Annotated in this window: 15 protein-coding genes and 3 pseudogenes; 8 read left to right on the top strand and 10 right to left on the bottom strand. The window is 62.0% G+C overall.

The features are described from left to right. The first annotated feature begins 72 nt into the window (after positions 1-72). The gene (locus BST28156_RS21540; protein WP_012492788.1) at positions 73-438 is read left to right on the top strand and encodes a MerR family transcriptional regulator; all 366 of its coding nucleotides are present in this window, start codon (positions 73-75) and stop codon (positions 436-438) included. A gap of 84 nt (positions 439-522) precedes the next feature. On the opposite strand, the pseudogene BST28156_RS21535 reads toward BST28156_RS21540, so the two are convergent. Beyond that, positions 523-717 (bottom strand): annotated as a pseudogene (locus BST28156_RS21535) (IS3 family transposase); the annotation flags it as partial. Positions 718-1146: 429 nt separating this feature from the next. On the opposite strand from BST28156_RS21535, the pseudogene BST28156_RS21530 reads away from it, so the two are divergent. Then, positions 1147-2372: pseudogene (locus BST28156_RS21530) on the top strand (MFS transporter). Between the two features lie 216 nt (positions 2373-2588). On the opposite strand, the gene BST28156_RS21525 reads toward BST28156_RS21530, so the two are convergent. Beyond that, on the bottom strand, positions 2589-3590 hold the full coding sequence (locus BST28156_RS21525) for a GlxA family transcriptional regulator (protein ID WP_077181384.1): 1002 nt from the start codon (positions 3588-3590) through the stop codon (positions 2589-2591). Between the two features lie 157 nt (positions 3591-3747). On the opposite strand from BST28156_RS21525, the gene BST28156_RS21520 reads away from it, so the two are divergent. The 3 genes from BST28156_RS21520 (at position 3748) to BST28156_RS21510 (ending at position 5538) form a co-directional block, all read left to right on the top strand. Beyond that, the gene (locus BST28156_RS21520) at positions 3748-4116 is read left to right on the top strand and encodes a DUF3817 domain-containing protein (RefSeq protein ID WP_027350538.1); all 369 of its coding nucleotides are present in this window, start codon (positions 3748-3750) and stop codon (positions 4114-4116) included. Next, entirely contained in the window at positions 4116-4541 is a 426-nt protein-coding gene (locus BST28156_RS21515) for a CopD family protein (RefSeq protein ID WP_201267304.1), read from the top strand. The genes BST28156_RS21520 and BST28156_RS21515 overlap by 1 nt, the downstream gene beginning before the upstream one ends. 94 nt (positions 4542-4635) lie before the next feature. Continuing rightward, positions 4636-5538, top strand: coding sequence for a LysR family transcriptional regulator (locus BST28156_RS21510; RefSeq protein WP_174903332.1), 903 nt, complete (start codon positions 4636-4638; stop codon positions 5536-5538). 567 nt (positions 5539-6105) lie between these two features. On the opposite strand, the gene BST28156_RS21505 is transcribed toward BST28156_RS21510, so the two are convergent. The 5 genes and pseudogenes from BST28156_RS21505 to BST28156_RS21485 all read right to left on the bottom strand — a co-directional run bounded on the left by BST28156_RS21505 (position 6106) and on the right by BST28156_RS21485 (position 13138). Next, the gene (locus tag BST28156_RS21505; RefSeq protein ID WP_012492784.1) at positions 6106-6897 is read right to left on the bottom strand and encodes a DsbA family protein; all 792 of its coding nucleotides are present in this window, start codon (positions 6895-6897) and stop codon (positions 6106-6108) included. A 12-nt stretch (positions 6898-6909) separates the two neighbouring features. Next, a pseudogene (locus BST28156_RS21500) lies at positions 6910-8865 on the bottom strand (conjugative transfer ATPase); the annotation flags it as partial. Beyond that, on the bottom strand, positions 8760-9065 hold the full coding sequence (locus BST28156_RS21495) for a hypothetical protein (RefSeq protein WP_063828757.1): 306 nt from the start codon (positions 9063-9065) through the stop codon (positions 8760-8762). The pseudogene BST28156_RS21500 and the gene BST28156_RS21495, both read right to left, overlap by 106 nt. Positions 9066-9182: 117 nt before the next feature. Next, entirely contained in the window at positions 9183-10937 is a 1755-nt protein-coding gene (locus tag BST28156_RS21490; protein ID WP_012492783.1) for a hypothetical protein, read from the bottom strand. A 191-nt stretch (positions 10938-11128) separates the two neighbouring features. After that, entirely contained in the window at positions 11129-13138 is a 2010-nt protein-coding gene (locus BST28156_RS21485; RefSeq protein ID WP_006486546.1) for an acyltransferase family protein, read from the bottom strand. Between the two features lie 200 nt (positions 13139-13338). Between BST28156_RS21485 and BST28156_RS21480 the strand changes: the two genes are divergently transcribed. The 3 genes from BST28156_RS21480 to BST28156_RS21470 all read left to right on the top strand — a co-directional run bounded on the left by BST28156_RS21480 (position 13339) and on the right by BST28156_RS21470 (position 15003). Next, a complete protein-coding gene (locus BST28156_RS21480; RefSeq protein ID WP_012492782.1) occupies positions 13339-13668 on the top strand; it encodes a helix-turn-helix domain-containing protein in 330 nt (109 codons plus the stop codon). A gap of 311 nt (positions 13669-13979) precedes the next feature. After that, entirely contained in the window at positions 13980-14531 is a 552-nt protein-coding gene (locus tag BST28156_RS21475; RefSeq protein WP_012492781.1) for a hypothetical protein, read from the top strand. A gap of 202 nt (positions 14532-14733) precedes the next feature. Further along, positions 14734-15003, top strand: a complete 270-nt coding sequence (locus BST28156_RS21470; protein ID WP_127837584.1) for a hypothetical protein — start codon at positions 14734-14736, stop codon at positions 15001-15003. Between the two features lie 199 nt (positions 15004-15202). Here BST28156_RS21470 and BST28156_RS21465 read toward each other — a convergent pair whose 3' ends face one another. The 3 genes from BST28156_RS21465 to BST28156_RS21455 form a co-directional block, all read right to left on the bottom strand. Continuing rightward, complete coding sequence (locus tag BST28156_RS21465) at positions 15203-15841, bottom strand: hypothetical protein (RefSeq protein ID WP_006486517.1); 639 nt, start codon at positions 15839-15841, stop codon at positions 15203-15205. A 1-nt stretch (position 15842) separates the two neighbouring features. Next, complete coding sequence (locus BST28156_RS21460) at positions 15843-16142, bottom strand: hypothetical protein (protein WP_012492779.1); 300 nt, start codon at positions 16140-16142, stop codon at positions 15843-15845. 102 nt (positions 16143-16244) lie between these two features. Further along, positions 16245-17051: a DUF4942 domain-containing protein gene (locus BST28156_RS21455; RefSeq protein WP_006486559.1), complete on the bottom strand. Its 807-nt coding sequence runs from the start codon at positions 17049-17051 to the stop codon at positions 16245-16247. Positions 17052-17097 lie beyond the last annotated feature (46 nt).

Here is a 17097-nt window from a genome sequence, read left to right as displayed (position 1 = left end):
TTCCTAGAACACGCCTAGTCTCAAGCCTCACATTGATGTGAGTGTCAAGCGGGGAAATGGTACAGTGGGCCCATGTCCAAGCCTCAAAGCCCCATGACCATTGGCGAGCTCGCCCACAAGACAGGAGCAAGCCGGCGCTCGATCCGGCATTACGACGACAACGGACTGCTAGCTTCCGTACGCGCGGAAAACGGCTATCGGATGTTTCTCCCAGTCGCCGTCACTCAGGTCCGTCAGATCCAGAGATTGATCGCCACAGGCTTCAGCTTGGCGGAAATCCGCGGATTTCCCGATTGCATGCGCATGATCGAAGGCGCTGCAGCGTGTCCTGAAACGAGTGAAGTGCAACGCCGGAGACTCGCTTCCATAGAGCGGCAGATCGCGGACCTTGAACAGCGACGCGCACGGCTGCGCCAGATGCTGGTAGAAGAGGCCTAGCAGGCTTCTGAAGTACCCCTATCCTCGATAGTCGACCGACGTCAGTGAACCGTCCCGAGATTTCCGGAGACTTGTTGGTGTGAGTCACGCCGCCATGGCGATCTCACGCGTCTGTTGATAGTAGTTTGCTTCGGCGGCGGCCGGCGGGATGTCGTCGATCGGCCCAAGCAGCCGCTTGTGGTTGAACCAGGCTACCCACTCCAGGGGGGGCAACTCGACGTTATACAGGTTCCGCCAGGACCGCCGGTGGATGACCTCGGCCTTGTACAGGCCGTTGATCGCAGTCGTGTCGAATCATGTGTAGGCACAGATCCATTCCGGCTCACGCGCCTGGGACACCGTGGCCCCGGGGAACGTGCAGTAACCGTTGCCGGCACGCGCGGAGGGCAACAGGACGTGCTCTCGTAGTGGTGGATTGAGCGCGACGCTGGCGTCGCTGCAGCACGCCAGTTCGCCGATGGAGAGGAGCGCGTGGGGGCCCGGTTCATGGGGCATGGATACGCCGTTTCACCCGCTTGACTCTCACATTGGTGTGAGGGTCGAGACTATCGGCATGTAGCCAGCGGAGTCGCTCCACGGTCCGGCCATCTGCGTCGGGGCTGTGGCGGCCCTCCGGTCCGATCAGGCTTGTTGCGAAGCAGCATGCCCCCCTCATTCCGGAACATTCCGTTGCCGAGACGCTGACCTCCCCTTGCAGAGAACGACGACATGATCGAGTCCAGCCATCCCGCGCAGCCAGGCCACGCCACGCCCGCGCCCCCGCAGAAGGCGGCCTGGGGTGCCGTATTCGCCCTGGCCCTGGGCGTGTTCGGCCTGGTCACAGCGGAGTTCCTACCGGCCAGCCTGCTGACCCCGATGGCCGCCAGCCTCGGCGTGACCGAGGGCATGGCCGGCCAGGCCGTGACCACCACCGCGGCGCTGGCCCTGGCCACCAGCCTGGTGATCGCGGCGGCGACCCGCGGCATCGACCGGCGCTGGGTGCTGCTGGCCTTCTCGGCGATGTTGATCGGCTCGAACCTGCTAGTTGCCTTCGCCCCCGGCCTCGGTGCCGTGTTGCTGGGACGTGGGCTGCTGGGCATCGCCCTGGGCGGCTTCTGGACCATGGCCGCGGCCACGGCGATGCGCCTGGTGCCGGAGCAGGACGTGCCGCGAGCGCTGTCGATCGTGTTCAGCGGTGTCTCCGTCGCCACCATCGCGGCGGCGCCGCTGGGCAGCTACCTGGGCGATGCCGTGGGATGGCGCAACGTGTTCCTGATGGCGGCGGCGATCGGCGTGCTGGCCCTGGCCTGGCAGTGGCGTACCCTGCCCAGAATGGCGCCCAGCGGCTCGGCCAGCCTGGGCACGCTACTGGAAGTGATGCGGCGGCCGCAGATGGCGCGCGGCATGATGGCGGTGCTGCTGGTGTTCGTCGGCCACTTCACCTTCTTCACCTACCTGCGGCCGTTCCTCGAGCACGTGGCCGGAGTGGGCGTGAACGGGTTGTCGGCGATCCTGCTGGGCTTCGGCGTGGCCAACTTCGCGGGCACATCGCTGGCCGGCGCACTGCTGCAGCGGAACCTGCGGCTGACCCTGCTGCTGATGCCATTGGCAATGGGGCTGATGGGGCTGGCCTTCGTCGCCCTAGGCCAGGCGCCGCTGGCGGACGGGCTGCTGGTGGCGCTGTGGGGCATGGCCTTCGGCACAGTGCCGGTGACCTGGTCCACCTGGATCACAGTCACCGTGCCGGACGAAGCCGAGAGCGGCGGCGGCCTGCTGGTAGCGATAATTCAACTGTCGATCGCGGTGGGTGCGGCGGCGGGTGGCGCAGTGTTCGACGCGAGCGGGGCGCGTGGCGTGTGTCTCGCCGCGACGATGTACTGCTGGTGGCCGCGCTGACCATTTTCACCGGACTGCGTACCCATCGAAGCGATAGAGGACACAGCAAGGCGGCTTGATGAGCTGGCGATAGCGCGACCGCCCAAGTTCCTGCGGTTGGCTGCCGCTTTCCGAGTGATCGGCCAACTGCTCGACGTGTCCGAAGACGCGTCCGATCGGGTTCACCCCCGATATCACGGACACTTACAAGGAGGCCGATGAAGGCCCTGAGGAGTGTTCATGTCGAAGCGAAGGAAGTTCAGTGCGGAGTTCAAGTGAGAACTCGTCCAGACAGTTCAGCGCACAGGATTAAAGGATTTTCGATAGGCCGTTGGGCTGACTCCCACGATCCGGCCGAAATGTTCCCGCAGGGAGGTGGGGCTTCCAAAGCCCACTGCACTAGCGATGTGCTCAACGGGTAGGTTTGTCGTTTCTAGCAAAGTCTGCGCACGCCTGACACGCGCCCTTAGAAGCCACTGGAGAGGGCTAGTGTTCAGTTGTTCCTGAAACCGTCGATTCAAGGTGCGGCTACTCATCGCAGCCCGCCCAGCCATGTCCTTCAGGGTTAAATCTTGATCTAGCCGCTCTTCGATCCATTGCAGCAATGGGCTGAGATTGGAAGATGCGTCTGGGGGATCGTAAGCGATGAACTGCGCCTGCCCGCCATCTCGTGCAAGAGGCATGACGGCACATCGTGCTGTGTCTGCTGCAACGGCATTGCCGCAGTCTTGTCGAATCATGTGTAGGCACAGATCCATTCCGGCGCACGCGCCTGCCGAGGTGAGTATCCGACCGTTGTCCACGAAAAGAACATTGGGGTCGACTGTGACCTGTGGGAAGAGATCTGCCAGAAGTTGTACACCACGCCAGTGGGTGGTGGCACGCATGCCATCTAGCAGCCCCGTGCGTGCCAGGATGAAGGCGCCACTGCACAACGATGCGATCCTCGCACCATTCTTTTCCGCTGCTCGGATGGCTTCCAGCAGGGTGTTGGGGATAGGGGAAAGGACATCGTCGAGCCCCGGAATGATGACAGTCTGGGCATTCACGGCATGGCTCAAGCCCCAGCGGATACGCATGTCGAACAACTTTGTTCGAATACGATTCGACTGGGCGCATACGAGAACCTCGTATGGGATCTTCCCCGGCGGGAGGGGCGCGCGCCCGAACATCTCGCAGGCCATCGTCAGGTCAAACGGCACAACGCCATCAAACGCCAGGATGGCTACCCTGTGTACTGCACTTTGCTTCACAGAACTCGCTCCCTTGATTGGCGAGAATCCTTCGATAGATGGCATTCTAGCCAATTGGCGAACTTCCGACATGTCGACATACTTGCGCTTCCGGCGAGAGGAAAGTCGCTGAAAACATAACCATTGAACAAGGTCGAGGCATGCCTGCATCAATCAGGCGCCTGGATTGTTCTGACATATTGAGCCACCCAGCGGATGAGTCATGACCACAAGCGCACAGGCAGAAAAGAACTCACTCGATCAAATCAGAAGTATTGAATCCAAACAACTGAGGCGCCTGGAGAAGGCGTCGATCGTCGAGGCGACAACTCTGATCCTGCTAGTGTTCGTTGCGGCACCTCTCAGGCATTTCGGGGATTGGCCGTATGGCTCGAAGCTACTTGGGCCAATACATGGGATCGCATTCTTGGCGTACCTATGGACTGCCTTGCAAACTGTAGCCGGCGGCGGCTGGCATAAACGTGAAATGCTTCGATTGTTCGCAGTTGCGTTCCTGCCATTCGGCGGCTATCTCAATATCCGGTGGCTACGTGAACGGGCGAGAATATTCAACGATATCGGACAGGCCTGATGATGATTGCGGCGCTCTATCCCTATTTGGTGGCGACGCACGTGACAGCGGTGGTGTTTCTGGTAGGCGGCTTGCTTGCGCAAGAAAGGATAGTAAATGCCATTTCGCAGTCCCCACCGGAAGAACAAGCAGGGATGCTGGCTGCATTGCAGCGCTTTGATCTCCTTGTCACGACACCTGCATTGTTGTTGACCTGGATCTTCGGGTTATCACTAGCGCTCAGCGCAGGATGGCTGTCGTCACGATGGTTGCTGGTCAAGCTGGCTTTCGTCGTCGCGCTCTCGGCTTTGCATGGGTTCCGTTCCGGGCGAATACGTCATTGCATTCGAACTGGAGCAGCTATAAGAAGAATTCCCGGTGCTGATCTCGGCATCGTGATTGCGATGCTAACCATAGCTGTGTTGGCATTTGTGAAGCCGGTCTAGCACGATAGCGGAAAGTCCTTCATGTCCCCGGACGTGCGAACCTGCCTGCCGGCACGGGCCAGCAGGACGCGGGGCGAGATTCCGGAGCGTAACGATGCTGATGCGCCATATCCGGTATTTCATCGCCGTGGCGGAGGAACTTAGCTTTACCCGTGCTGCGGAGCGACTTCACATCGAACAGTCGCCTCTGTCGCGATCCATCCGCCAATTGGAGGATGATCTTGGCGTCCGGCTCTTCGAGCGTAACAGCCATGGCACCCGGCTCACCTGGGCTGGACAAGTCTTCCTTGAGGAGGCACGGCGCGTACTGGCAGCGGTCGAGCAGGCCCGTGCCGGCGCAAGGGCCGCCGCGACCGGATACCGCGGGCTCCTGAGAATCGCGCTGTCCGACGGCATCTCGCCATCGCACTTGAGCAACCTGCTGGCTCGCTGCCGCGAAGAGTCGCCCGAGGTCGAGATCAGCCTGTTCGAAGTGACACTCGCACAGCAGCTGAAAGGCCTGAGAGAGGGCGACTACGACGCGGGGTTCGCGAAGGCGGAGCATCCGGGGGAAGGATTGCTGGCCACGCCGGCGTGGAGCGAGCCTCTGGTCGTCGCGGTGCCGGCGCGGCATCCCGCCTTGATCCATCCCGAGCTTTCCCTGATGGAGCTGCTTTCCCATCCACTGGTGCTGTGTGACCGGAACGCGTGCGCAGGATGCAGCCGGCAACTCGACAGGCTGTTGCGTGCCGCGGAATGCGAGGTCAGGATTGCCGAAAGGGTGGCATCCCATGACCTGCTGATGGCGCTGGTCGCGGCGGGCTACGGCCTCGGGATCACCACCCGCACGCATCTGTCCCTGTGGCGGCACCCGGATGTCGTCTCGCGTCCGTTGGCCGGTGAAGTCCCCCCGTTGACGACCTACCTGTTGCGCCGGGATGCCGAAGACTCGGTGCAGTTGCGGAGCTTCGTCGAACGATTGCGAGAAACCACGATGCCTAACCTCGAAAAGGCGTAGGTAGGTGCGAGGGAGTAGGACGAGGTCCGGGACAAGACGGCAAGCTTGTTCACTTGTCTTCATGTAGTGGCGACCCCAATGCGGAGCATGGAAAGAGGCCATGATGGGTGCGCTGATCAAGCCTGTGAGTGTCCCGACAGCAGCGGATACAGGGACATCACGAGCAGCACGGCCATCGCGATGTTGAAGATGCGCAGGCGGCGCCGGTCCGTTGACAACGGCGTAGAGGGCCGCGATGGCCATCACCTCCAGCGCGCCGCCCTCGGTGGCTGAGTAGGTGGCAATGGCCCCGATGGCCATGGTGGCACGCCTTGGGATTGCCCCACTGGAAGGCGGCAGCCTTCCAGAAGCCGAATGGCCGATCTGGGGCGGCCGTCTCCCGCAACGGTTGTGAGGTATCAATCTTCCAGCATCAGGGTTAAACCTCAGGTCAACTTGAGGTCAAGCGAGGTTTCAGGCAGTGCGAATCGGCTGTTGGCGATCGGCCGCCCCCTCGCTAAGCGACCTTCTCGCGCGGACCCATGGCAAGGCCTGGACAGGCCGCGAACTCGGGTACGGGTGACGACATCACCGGATGGTCGTTATTGCGGGGGTGCGGGTGTCTCCGCTGAGTGCCGCGTCGGCGGCATGGGTGGGTCCTGGAGCGCGCGATGCATCGCTGGCGACCAGATCGAGTGCCGACAGAAGCGCATCACCGTCGATCGGCCCATGCAGCAGCAGTGATCCTCCCGTCAGGCTGTCTTCCAGCCGCACGGTGGGCGTGGCGTTGATACCGCTGCGCAGGGCCTCGTCGGCCTGCGCGCGAACGATAGCTGCGGAACGATCGCTGTCCAGGCATGCCTGGATGGCGGTCGTCAGGCCTGGCCAGGTCAGGTCAGCCGGCAGCCCCTGGCCATCGCCGCGGGTATTTTGGTAGAGCCATGCGATGGCACCAAAGAAGGCCTCGTGGCCCTGTGCTTCGCCTGCGCACTCGGCCATGCGGGCCAGCCGACTCGCCTCGGGATCGTGCATCGCCAGCGGCAGGTGATGCCACCGCAGGCTGGCGTCGGGATGGGCATCGATCCAGGCCATCAGGGTCGGGTAGTAGGCCTTGCAGAACGGACACTCCAGGTCGGCGTACAGCGTCAGCGTGAAGCGAGCATCGGCTGGGCCGTGACGCCAGGGTGGGCCGGCCGGATGCGCCTGCGCGGCCTCAGGCCCCGTGCGTGGTGCCGGCGCACCGGGCGTGCGGTACAGGAGCCAGCCCAGCAGGCCCGCAACCAGGATGCCAGCCACCATCCAGTGCAGCCGTGGCAGGCGCCCGGCGCGCTTGCGAAGGGCCTGGACCCGGCCCGGCAAGGTGGTTTGCTTCGAGGACATGACGCGCTCCGGTCATTTCGGCAGGGACAGCGGCGGTGATGCGATGCCACGCGCCTGGTCGATCTTTTCGGCCACCTTGAAGGCGGCATCCAGTTCGCCGATGCCGTACTGGCGCATGAGCTGGTAGCGCTCGGCTTTTTCTTCCGGTTCGGTCTGCGCAAGGGCCAGATAGAGGCTGGGCGGCACGGCGCGGAACAGCACTTCCATCGACTTGGACAGGATGACGCCCTCGCTGAACTTGCCCGCCTCCTTGCGCGCGGAAAGCATCAGCGCCTTCTGCGCGGGCGAAAGTTCGCGGAACCGGGCGATCTTCTCCACCTCGTCGGGCGGCATCGACAGGCAGATCCACCACTCGATCATGTTGAGCATGGGCTCGGCGGCCTTGGGCAGGTCGTCGATGTTCTGCGTCGCCAGCCAGTACCACGCACCGAGCTTGCGCCACATCTTGGTGATCTTGACCACGTAGGGCGCGAGCAGAGGGTTCCTGGTGATGATGTGGCCTTCGTCGGTGACGTTGATGATCGGCCGGCCCAGGAACTGGTCGCGCTCGGCGATATTGTTCACCGTGTTGATCAGCGAGATGTAGGCAATGGAGAGCTGCGCGTTGTAGCCCTCGCGCGCGAAGGTGGCCAGATCCACGATGGTGATGTCCGCCTCGGGCCAGGGCGTGCCCGGACGGTCGAACATCTCGCCGTCTGCGCCCTGGCAGAGCATGTCCATCGCATCGGCCATCTCCAGCAGCCGCGCGCGCCGGGCATCCGGCAGGTTGGCGTCGCGAGCGCGTTCGCGCAGCGCGTCGCGCACGTCGCGGGTCAGCACCGTGCGCGCCTGTGCCACGCAGCGCTGGGCGGCGCCCAGGATGCACTGGCGAATCAGGCTGCGGTCGGCGCGCGTCATGCGCGCTTCCTCCTTGTCCTCGCCGCCGGTGATCATCAGCCGGGCGGTGATTTCGAGTTCGCCGAGCACGTCGCGCTGGTCATCCCCGTCGTCGGCCGGATGGGTGTCGCCGTCCTCGTCCAGAGCGTCGGCATCCAGCGTCTGCACCTGGCCCGGTGTATCGACCAGTCGCCAGGCATCGGCGAATGGCGCCAGGCTCACGCCCGCGCCGGGTGCCAGCTTCACGCGATGCACGCTCAGGCCCAGCCGAGCGGCGAAGTCACCGAACAGGCCAAAGCTGTTGCCGGCCTCGACGATGAACAACCTGGGCCGGTAGATCGCCGTGACCTGGTTGAGGATGTTGTTCAGCGTGGCGCTCTTGCCGGAGCCGGTGGGGCCGAAGAGGAACAGGTGGGCGTTCATCTGCCGGTCGAGCCGGTTCAGCGGATCGAAGGTGATCGTGCCGCCGCCCCGGTTGAAGAAGGTGATGCCTGGATGGCCGGTGCCCTGGCTGCGCCCCCACACCGGCGCCAGATTGGCCGCGTGCTGCGCGAACATCAGTTGCGTGTACCACTGCCGCTTGTCCGCCGCCGGGTCGAACAGACAGGGCAGCCAGCGCAGGTAGGTGTTGAGCGGGGCCACCTCGTCCTCTTCGCGCACCGGCTGCAGGCCCGCATTGAGCATGACATTGACCAGTTGCAGGCTGCGGGCGTCGAGCTGCGCCATGTCGCGGCCGCGCAGGTAGAACGCCAGCGTGCCCCGGTACAGCTTGTGCGCGCTGCCGATGAGGCCGCGGGCCTGCTGCACGTCCTGGCGTGCCTGTTCGCTGGCGAGCGTCTCGCCAACCGCCTTGCGGGCCAGGTGGTTGAGGTGCGCCTCCAGCACATCCTGCGGCGTGGCGACCAGAGTCAGGCACATCACCGTGTCCTCAGGCATCTGGTCGAACAGCGCGTTCATCGCATCGCCGCCCTTGCGCGTCTCGCCGGTCACGTGTCCGGTCGCGGGCGGCGAGCGCAGGCGGTCCATGACGATGGCCCGGTGCGGCATGCCGTCGAAGAACCACAGGCCGCGGGCGACATCCGAGCGCGGTTGATCACGGCAATGATCATCACCAGGACGATGACGCCGAGCACGCTGCCAAGGAAGGGAAACAGAATCGTGGGCCAGAACAGCCCCCGGCCGAGGTTGTACGCAAAACCCCGGTAGCCGGTCTCACCGAACTGCCAGCCATACAGGGCGAAGAGGATGCCGATCGCAAGATAAGCGCTGATGAGTTTCTGTTTGTTCGTCATATATCAGTTAATCGCAGATGTAAAAAAGCCGACCGAACTGGTCGGCAAACGAGGGTTCCGGCGATCCGAGGGGAAGATGCCGGAACCCAAGCCAAAGTGGTGAGGTGCTGAGAGCAGTTATCGAGCGGTGATCACCGCGTTGAGCGCCGTCATGAGCGAAGCGGGCAGACCGCTCGCGAATTGAAGCGATGTCTCGGTGTATGTCGACGGGTACAGCCAGCCCACCTGCAAGCGGCCGGCGCGCAGCGCAAGGATCAACTTCGCGCCCTGGACGAGCGGTTGCATCCGGCCGTTGTTAGCCGCCAGTGCCGAGAGGTCGGTCGGCGCGAAGTCGAACACCAGCACGTTCGGATTGTTGGCGTAGACCGACCAGGTGCCCGGTTGGTCGTCGACCGTTGCATGATGATCGGCAGACAACTGAATGGAGCCCAACCCGACATTCAGCGCGGCCAGCTCCGCGCCGATTGCTTGCTGAATCGAAGTGTAGGCCGTGTTCGAGTTGCCGGCGGTCATAACGATCGTACTGCCGTCCATGTAGGCGGGAACTCCACCGCAGACCACACCGCTCTGTACTACGGCGTTATCGCAATATGGCACAGACACCGGCAGTACGATGCGGTCGGCCGAATAGGCCTGGATGCCGAGGTAGGCGCGGGTGCCGCGCGGAAATGTGGTGCCTGTCAACTGCGACGCATGGGAGAAGTCGTAAAGGCCCGGCACGGCAGGCGCGGCGAGCGACAGCGGTTTGCCAGACAGATCAACCGAACGTGCCTCGTACGTGAACCCGATACCCGATGCTGGGTCGGTGCCGAAGAGCGTCGTGCCGATACGGGAAAGCGGCTGCGGGACAAGTCGCTGAGTCTCCGAAACGAGATCCGACCATGTCCCATCTGCCTTTAGCACGTACTCGCCAGCCAGCCCGTCGTATTTTCCGCCGTTGTAGGCTCCGAGCCCAACCGTGGTCCACGAGTCACTTCCGGCCGGCAGATTTTCCTGTTGATCGACTTGCAGTGCGCCATTGACGATCTGGCGGACATCGCGGACCAAAGCTTGATTGGTTGAGCCTGGCGTTTGGTTGTATCCGCCGAAGAACGAGACTAGGTAGTCCACGAAACTGTAGGTCGGCATGGAAAGCACCTGTGATGCATCCGCGACCTGATAAACCGGTTTGTCCGCCTGAGCAGCGAGATCGTCCTGCGTGATCGCCGTCACGCTGCCCTTGGCCACCATCGCGTTGAGCACGTTACGAAGCGTCGCGGCATCGACCGTGCCATTCGCCGCAAACGTGCCGAGCGTGTCGACGACTTGTGCCGCGAGTGTTTGCGTCGCCGTGTCGTGATTTACCAAGTAGTCGGCGTTGGGATCGACCTGACTGCCGACCAACTGCTGCACGGCGGCGATCGCCTGCGTACGACCCAAACCGGTCTGCATTTGAGCGGAGACAAGCGTTGTGAGCGGGCTGACGACCTGGGACGAGGCGGGCTGCACGATCTGCGATAGAGTGAACGAGGCCGGGAACTGGAAGCCAGCCGGACGGGAAAGATCCTTGGTTGCCGACGTAACCTGGACCAGCAGCGTTTTACCCGTAGCATCGCCGCTGTATGAAATCGAGAATTGGCCGGTTGCGTCGGTGATGGCGCTCGGCTCCCCGGCATCGCAGACCCCATTGTTGTTCAGATCGAGGCAGACGGTTGCGCCTGCCAGATAGCCGTCGATGGCTTTGCCCGTGATGGTGGGCGCGGGCGTCGTTGGCGTGGTGCCGCCTGCTGACGGCTGACCGGAATCACCACCACCGCCGCACGCAGCGAGCGATGCCGCGATTGATACGCCGAGAATGTGCTTGGCGAACCCCGTATGGTTTTTGACTTTCATTGTTGGCACCTTGCTTAAAAGGACCCGTTGCGGGCCGGAAGTGAAGAGCAGAAAGAGGCCGGCCGTAGCCGGCCCACCGAATAAAAAGCGCCGACCGGCGAACCGGCCGACGAAATGGTTCTGGCAATCCGAGGCTGATGTGTGCCAGAACCCAGGCAACGAACTGGACGAGCGTGAAACTGCATGCGCACTCACTGACGCAGCAGGGGCAGGAACTGCCGGGCGACGAGTCCGTTTCCGTAGTCGGACAGGTGATCGCCGTAGCTGTAGAGGTAGTGGCGGTCCTTTGTCATTGGACACACGTCGCGGCTGCTGTCGCACAGGGCATTTGCCGGGTCGGAGACCAGCAGCGCGGGATGGCGACGCCTCAGCGCGTCAACGAGCGCCGTGAACGGTGCCATGCGGGCAACGTGCTCGCGGTAGCCGATCGCGCAGCGTTGCGCTGCGCTCATGTCGGTGACACCGAGTGCATGCCGAACGAACGGCCACGCGAGTGGGCGTCGATCCATGCACTGTCGCGGATCGCGCAGGCGTGGATTGTCGAGCACCAACGCGACGCGCCGGCCAGCCCGCTCGAGCACCGTCACGGCCTGATCAAGCCCGTCGAGCGCGGCGGATTCACGGGGTGTGGTCTGGTCGCGATCGGCGAAAGTCTGTCCGATTACGTCGCGATCGGTCATGACGAGCACGACGGTCTTGAGCTCGGGCGTGTCCAGCAGCATGCGCAGCGCCGTGATGTTGGCGTCGCGACACAGCGCCGGATCGTCGCCCGCGTTCGACGACGTGCGCCAGACGCCCGCCATTGGCGCGCAGCTCGGACGCGCGATCAGCGTCCAGCCTTCGCCGGGAGCCGATTCACGCACAAGTCCCCAATACAGCGCGTCGGCTTTGCTGTCTCCCCATACGGCGAAATGGGAGCGCACGCGCTTGTCGGTCGCGCAGAACGGAAACAGCCGTTGCTCGTCCGGCGACACGCCGCACGTGAGATTGACGAACTCGTGACCCGCACCGAGCTTCGCGGTCGTCACATCGGCATCCGGGCTGTAGCCCTTGCGGAACCCGAGGCCGCCGCGCGCGTACGTCATCCCGCCGAGATAGATGATGCCGATCATCAGCAGACACGGCGCGACGAGCTTCCAGCGCTTCGCCACCCCAAAACGGATCGGCCGCTCGATGATGGCGGTCGTCAACCACGCCAGTACGACGGCAATGACCAGCAACGCGCCTCGCACGACCGACGAGGGCGTCCGACCTGCCACGATGAACGCAAATGACAGCAACGGCCAGTGCCACAGGTACAGCGCGTAACTGATCTTGCCGAGCCAGACAGATACGGGATGCGCGAGCACGTGCCTGTTGATCCAGCCGTCTCGACCAGCCGCGACGAGTGCGACTGTGCCGACGACCGGTAACACCGCCCACCAGCCCGGAAAAGCGTCACGCGCGGTGAGCAGCGCAAAGGAGGCGACGCACAGCATCGCACCGCCGGCCGACCACGCATTCGCGCGGTTGCCCGTGATCGGTCGACCCGCGCCCGCGCTTATCGCGAACGCGGCGCCCGCCAGCAGTTCCCACGTACGCGTGACTGGCCAGTAGAAGGCAGCGGACGCGTGGTGACTGATGAGGATGACGTTGGTGGCAAACGAGGCGAGACCGACGATGGCGCACACCCATCCGGTGAGTCGGAGCCGGTATGCGGCCCACAGCACGAGTGGCCAGACGATGTAGAACTGTTCCTCGACGCCGAGCGACCACAGGTGCAGCAGCGGCTTGGCTTCGGCCGCTTGGTCGAAATACCCGGCTTCGGTCCACGACGCCCAGTTCGAGACAAATCCAGCGCCAGCAACGATGTGCTTGCCGAGCTCGCGATACTCGTCTCCGTACAGGCTGAACCAGCCCATCCCGTAGGTCGCGAGCAGCACGACGACCAGTGCCGGGAAGATCCGACGAATCCGCCGTGCGTAGAAACGGCCGAAGGAGAATCGGTCTGTCCCTAGATCGGCGAGCAGGATGCCGGTGATCAGGTAGCCGGAGATGACGAAGAAGACGTCGACGCCAACGAAGCCGCCCGGTAGCACGGACGGAAATGCATGGAAGACGACGACGGCGAGCACCGCGAAGGCGCGCAGGCCGTCAATGTCGGGCCGGTAGACGAGCGTGCCGGCTGCCGCCGTGGCCGGTACAGAAAGGGTTTTGGTCATGATTGTTCTTGTCAGCTGCTGTGTGCGATTTGTAGTGTTTACTCGACAATATGGGGCGCGATGATGCGCTCGGCCATGAGTGACAGAGGACGATCCGGCATCCCGGCGATCAATTGCGAGGGAATTGTAGAGTAAACACGACTGATAGCGATGTGTATACTACGTCGTGAATCAGTCGACGGCGCGGCATCCTGCACGCCATGACTGTGAAGCGCTCATCCCCGTCCGTTAGCCGACCGGCTCCGATCTCGATTGCCTTGGGCAAACGGATCAAGGAGTGTCGGCATGCGGCTGAGAAATCCCAGGAAACGCTTGCCTTCGAAGCGCTCGTCGACCGTACCTATATCTCGGCGATCGAGCGCGGTATCGCGAATCCGTCTATCGAGACGCTCGCGAACATCTGTTATTCGCTGAACGTGACGCTGGCGGAACTGTTTGGGCCGCTGGAAGGAGTGTCATTGAAGCCGACGGGCGAGCGCCGCGCGAACGCCGCGACGCCGCCCGAGGTCAAGCGCAGACGGTTACGGTGACGATGGCTTGAAGTGCTCGGCCTGTACTTTTGGCGCCGCAATGTCCTGCATTCGTTGTCGCCACTTCGAAGAGCGGAGCCGCCGCGACATTTCAGGAAGCGCCGTCCGCGACGAACGTTTGAGAAGGCGGCATCTTGCGCCGACGCTGCGAGATGTCAAGGTAGTAACGTAATAGTTGGACAGTCAGCACACGGCGACCATTAGCATTCGTGGGAAACGGCTACTGTGTCGGGCAAGTGGCGATACACGGGCGATGCTGCGGTGCTAACATGCCTACTGATACTGTTTAGTACTTCCACGGGGAAAGCGCGATGTCACTCAGCCACTTAATCCAAAAGCACAAGAAGGACGTTGAGCAGCAAAGCGTCGATTGGTCGGCAAGGCTTGAGCGTTGGAAGAGCGAACTGAACGGTTTGTATGCACTCATCAACCGTGCACTTCTTGACGCGGGCTTGGACTCCGACGACGTCTCGTATGAACCAAAAACGATCCGGGAAGATTTCATCGGCTCCTATAGCGTCGAGCGCATGACCGTGCATTTGGGAGCGGCAACAGTCATGTTTGACCCAATCGCAACGCTTATCATAGGCGGCTTCGGGCGCGTGGACGTTACGAGTCTGACAAACCGAGTACGGTTGATTGCGATCGACGCGAGTGAGAAGGATAACGAAGATATTCCCGTTTCTTCTCGAAAATGGCAATGGGTCATCACCGATCCCAATCGGCCGCTTCATTTCGAAGGTTTCTCCAAGGAAAAAAATCGAATATCTGTTCGACACGGTATTAAAATAACATGGCGGCCCGTAAAGAGATCGAAAATACGGCGGACTGGTATCGGACGGTCGCCGACGGTTTTCAATTAATGGAGAGGCAGGTTTTGAAAAATCGATTCCAGGCTGGAAAGCCAGGGGATCGATTTTTTGGCTATACGTCGCAAGAGGTTGTTGACGAATTTCGAAGCATGAGAGACCGGAGCGATCGCTTCGCGTTACTGGCGCTCTACGCGACGTGCGAGGGCGGTATCCGTGCCGACGCCCATTGCGCGGAAAGGGGAGCAATGGGCAGTTGTATCAAGCCCAGTTCAAAGCCTTTGCGGAAAATCAAGTGGGTACGTTTGCAAAGCTGAGCACCATCCTGAATCGATGGCGGACGGCGCAGGGGCAAGCTTGGTTCAAGGATTATTTAAACGATCTTCAAGGGCAATTTGTAATCCGGAATAGGCTTGCTCATGGCAATGACGATGGTGTTGTCGCGGATTTCACTGCGGTTTACCAGCGTTTACTATCGATTCGAAAAAAGTGGCACAGTGCTGTCGGAGACTTTCGAGGATTCTGAGCGCAGGCAGTGAAATTAAGCCTCAGTATTTTGATCGCGGCGCGGCGTATCGCGGCTGAGCTTGTCCTTCGGGTATTTCCAGCGGCAACTTCGGGTTGATTGCGGTCGTTTTCGAGGCGGCTCTATCGTTTTTTTAGCACGCATTTTTCAGCATGATTGATGGCGGAGAGGCGCCGCGAGAACGCGGCGCTGCCGAAGATCACGTGTCAGCAGTCGTGCCGATCACGTCGCGGATCGCCACACCGCCCATCAATTTCACGGCGCGTGCAGCAGCAGGCGTGCGGTAGCGGAATAGATCGCTGCCGTGCCTGTCGAGACGTGCATTGAATCCGGCGAGCCCTGGCTCGTTGCCTGCCGGATCGATCAGCAATATGGCGTGCGGCTCAAACGCGCCGTCACTCTGATGACCTTCGATACCGACGACAAGAGCGGCTCGCCATTTGACGACATGGCGCTGATGCCAGCCGATGATGACTGGCCAGCCCGCAAGCAATTCGTCGTAGATGAAGCGAAGGAAATCGATACCGGAGGCGGCAGATTTTGCTGCACGAACGCCAAGACTTAGGTCGGTGACGAAGTTGGCGAGCTCATCCATCGTCATTCCGCTCAGGTAATGTGGCCATGCGTCGTCCCACACGACTTGTTCCGGGCCGGATACGTGATACGGGAGATAGATCGGATCGGCGAGCTTGCCGAGTAACGCGAGCCCCATCGCCACACCGTGCAACGTACTGCCGCCGTCCCAATGTCCTTGACGACTGAAAATCGGATTGCCCGATGCTGCGACGACGGGCTGTCGGCCGAGCCGGAGACCCGGATGAAATTTCTGGATCAACATGTCAATAATCTCCCGGCAACAGGAACGTGGTTGAGGACCGATCCCATTCGGTGATGACCCAGACGGTTTGACCGCCGGGCAAAACGTAGCTGGACAGCAGACGCAGCCCTGCATCAATCGACAACTCGTTCTGCTGGCGGTCGGATTCGGAGAGGTCGCCCCAGTCGCCGCGTACATGGCGGATCAACAGGTCGATGATCGACACGTGCGCGTCGGCGATGGCTTCCAGCGCGGCGGGCGTGGCGAAGATCCGGCCGAGCTTGAAGCGCGGTCCGGCGTGAACGGTGGATGGCAAATTCACGAAATTCTCCAGGTGATGGACGAACACGAGCCTCCGGATAAGCCGGATACCGAATTCGCTGAATGGATAAGGGAAAGACGAGACGCAGGACGCGTCCCGGAACTACCGGGCTTCGGACGCGAGGGCGTTCGGATAGTGCTTCGCGAGAATCAGGTTCATTCTGTCGACCAGATCAGCGCGTTTGAACGTCAGGTGGCCGTTGCCGTTCTTGAACCAGCGCAGGTGGAAATAGCCGTGCTCGGCTTCTGTCTTCCGTTGACGTTGTGCGTCCGAAATGAGTGTCGACATGCCATGCCGATGATCCGGCTCCGGCTTGCCATCGAGCACACTGAACACCCGCATCAGATCGTCCAGTTCATTCGTGACGTGATAGTTCGAGCTACCTTGCGAGAGGAGATACCGAACGATGATGCGTTGGCCGAACTTGAAGGGTTGATTGCTCTTGTAGTCCCACGACAGCCGCTGGAAGCACTGGAGCACGCCGCGCTCGAACATGTCGCCGCGCGCGCCATAGAGCTGGGCGAAGGTCGCTTCGATGTTGGCGGCAGTTAGTTCGGGCACGTCGCCTTCGGCGATCTGGTTGCTCCACTGATCACGAGCCTTGGCATCCATGAAGGTGCGCAGGCCCGACTCTGACAGCAGGTAGTCCCAACCGCGTACGTCGACGATGCGCACCATAGCGGCTTCGGCTTCGTCGCGCTTCGCATACTCTCCAGTGATGCTGGGTCGACCGCGACAGCCGTAGCTTTCATCTAGCACGAGCCGAGGAAAGCCGAGATGTGCAGCCTTGGCGAGTTGCTGAGCTTCGCCGAGCAGGTCGAGCGCGGCGCGCACGCGTTCGACAACGGCGACGCGCTGGTTGGCGAGGTTGGCGATACTGACGCTGGGAACGAGATTGTGTTGGTCCATTTTTCATGTCGATGTGGAAGTGGAAAAAGGACGACAAGAAAAAGCC

The organism is Burkholderia pseudomultivorans (genome assembly GCF_902499075.1).
GTDB lineage: Bacteria > Pseudomonadota > Gammaproteobacteria > Burkholderiales > Burkholderiaceae > Burkholderia > Burkholderia pseudomultivorans.
The sequence above is the reverse complement of the archived record's forward strand: the minus strand, read 5'-3'. Positions and strand labels throughout refer to the sequence as shown.

Coding starts and splice junctions, on each gene's coding strand:
- BST28156_RS21540 (WP_012492788.1), top strand. CDS start 73: ATGTCCAAGCCTCAAAGCCCCATGACCATTGGCGAGCTCGCCCACAAG.
- BST28156_RS21525 (WP_077181384.1), bottom strand. CDS start 3,590: ATGCCATCTATCGAAGGATTCTCGCCAATCAAGGGAGCGAGTTCTGTG.
- BST28156_RS21520 (WP_027350538.1), top strand. CDS start 3,748: ATGACCACAAGCGCACAGGCAGAAAAGAACTCACTCGATCAAATCAGA.
- BST28156_RS21515 (WP_201267304.1), top strand. CDS start 4,116: ATGATGATTGCGGCGCTCTATCCCTATTTGGTGGCGACGCACGTGACA.
- BST28156_RS21510 (WP_174903332.1), top strand. CDS start 4,636: ATGCTGATGCGCCATATCCGGTATTTCATCGCCGTGGCGGAGGAACTT.
- BST28156_RS21505 (WP_012492784.1), bottom strand. CDS start 6,897: ATGTCCTCGAAGCAAACCACCTTGCCGGGCCGGGTCCAGGCCCTTCGC.
- BST28156_RS21495 (WP_063828757.1), bottom strand. CDS start 9,065: ATGACGAACAAACAGAAACTCATCAGCGCTTATCTTGCGATCGGCATC.
- BST28156_RS21490 (WP_012492783.1), bottom strand. CDS start 10,937: ATGAAAGTCAAAAACCATACGGGGTTCGCCAAGCACATTCTCGGCGTA.
- BST28156_RS21485 (WP_006486546.1), bottom strand. CDS start 13,138: ATGACCAAAACCCTTTCTGTACCGGCCACGGCGGCAGCCGGCACGCTC.
- BST28156_RS21480 (WP_012492782.1), top strand. CDS start 13,339: ATGACTGTGAAGCGCTCATCCCCGTCCGTTAGCCGACCGGCTCCGATC.
- BST28156_RS21475 (WP_012492781.1), top strand. CDS start 13,980: ATGTCACTCAGCCACTTAATCCAAAAGCACAAGAAGGACGTTGAGCAG.
- BST28156_RS21465 (WP_006486517.1), bottom strand. CDS start 15,841: ATGTTGATCCAGAAATTTCATCCGGGTCTCCGGCTCGGCCGACAGCCC.
- BST28156_RS21455 (WP_006486559.1), bottom strand. CDS start 17,051: ATGGACCAACACAATCTCGTTCCCAGCGTCAGTATCGCCAACCTCGCC.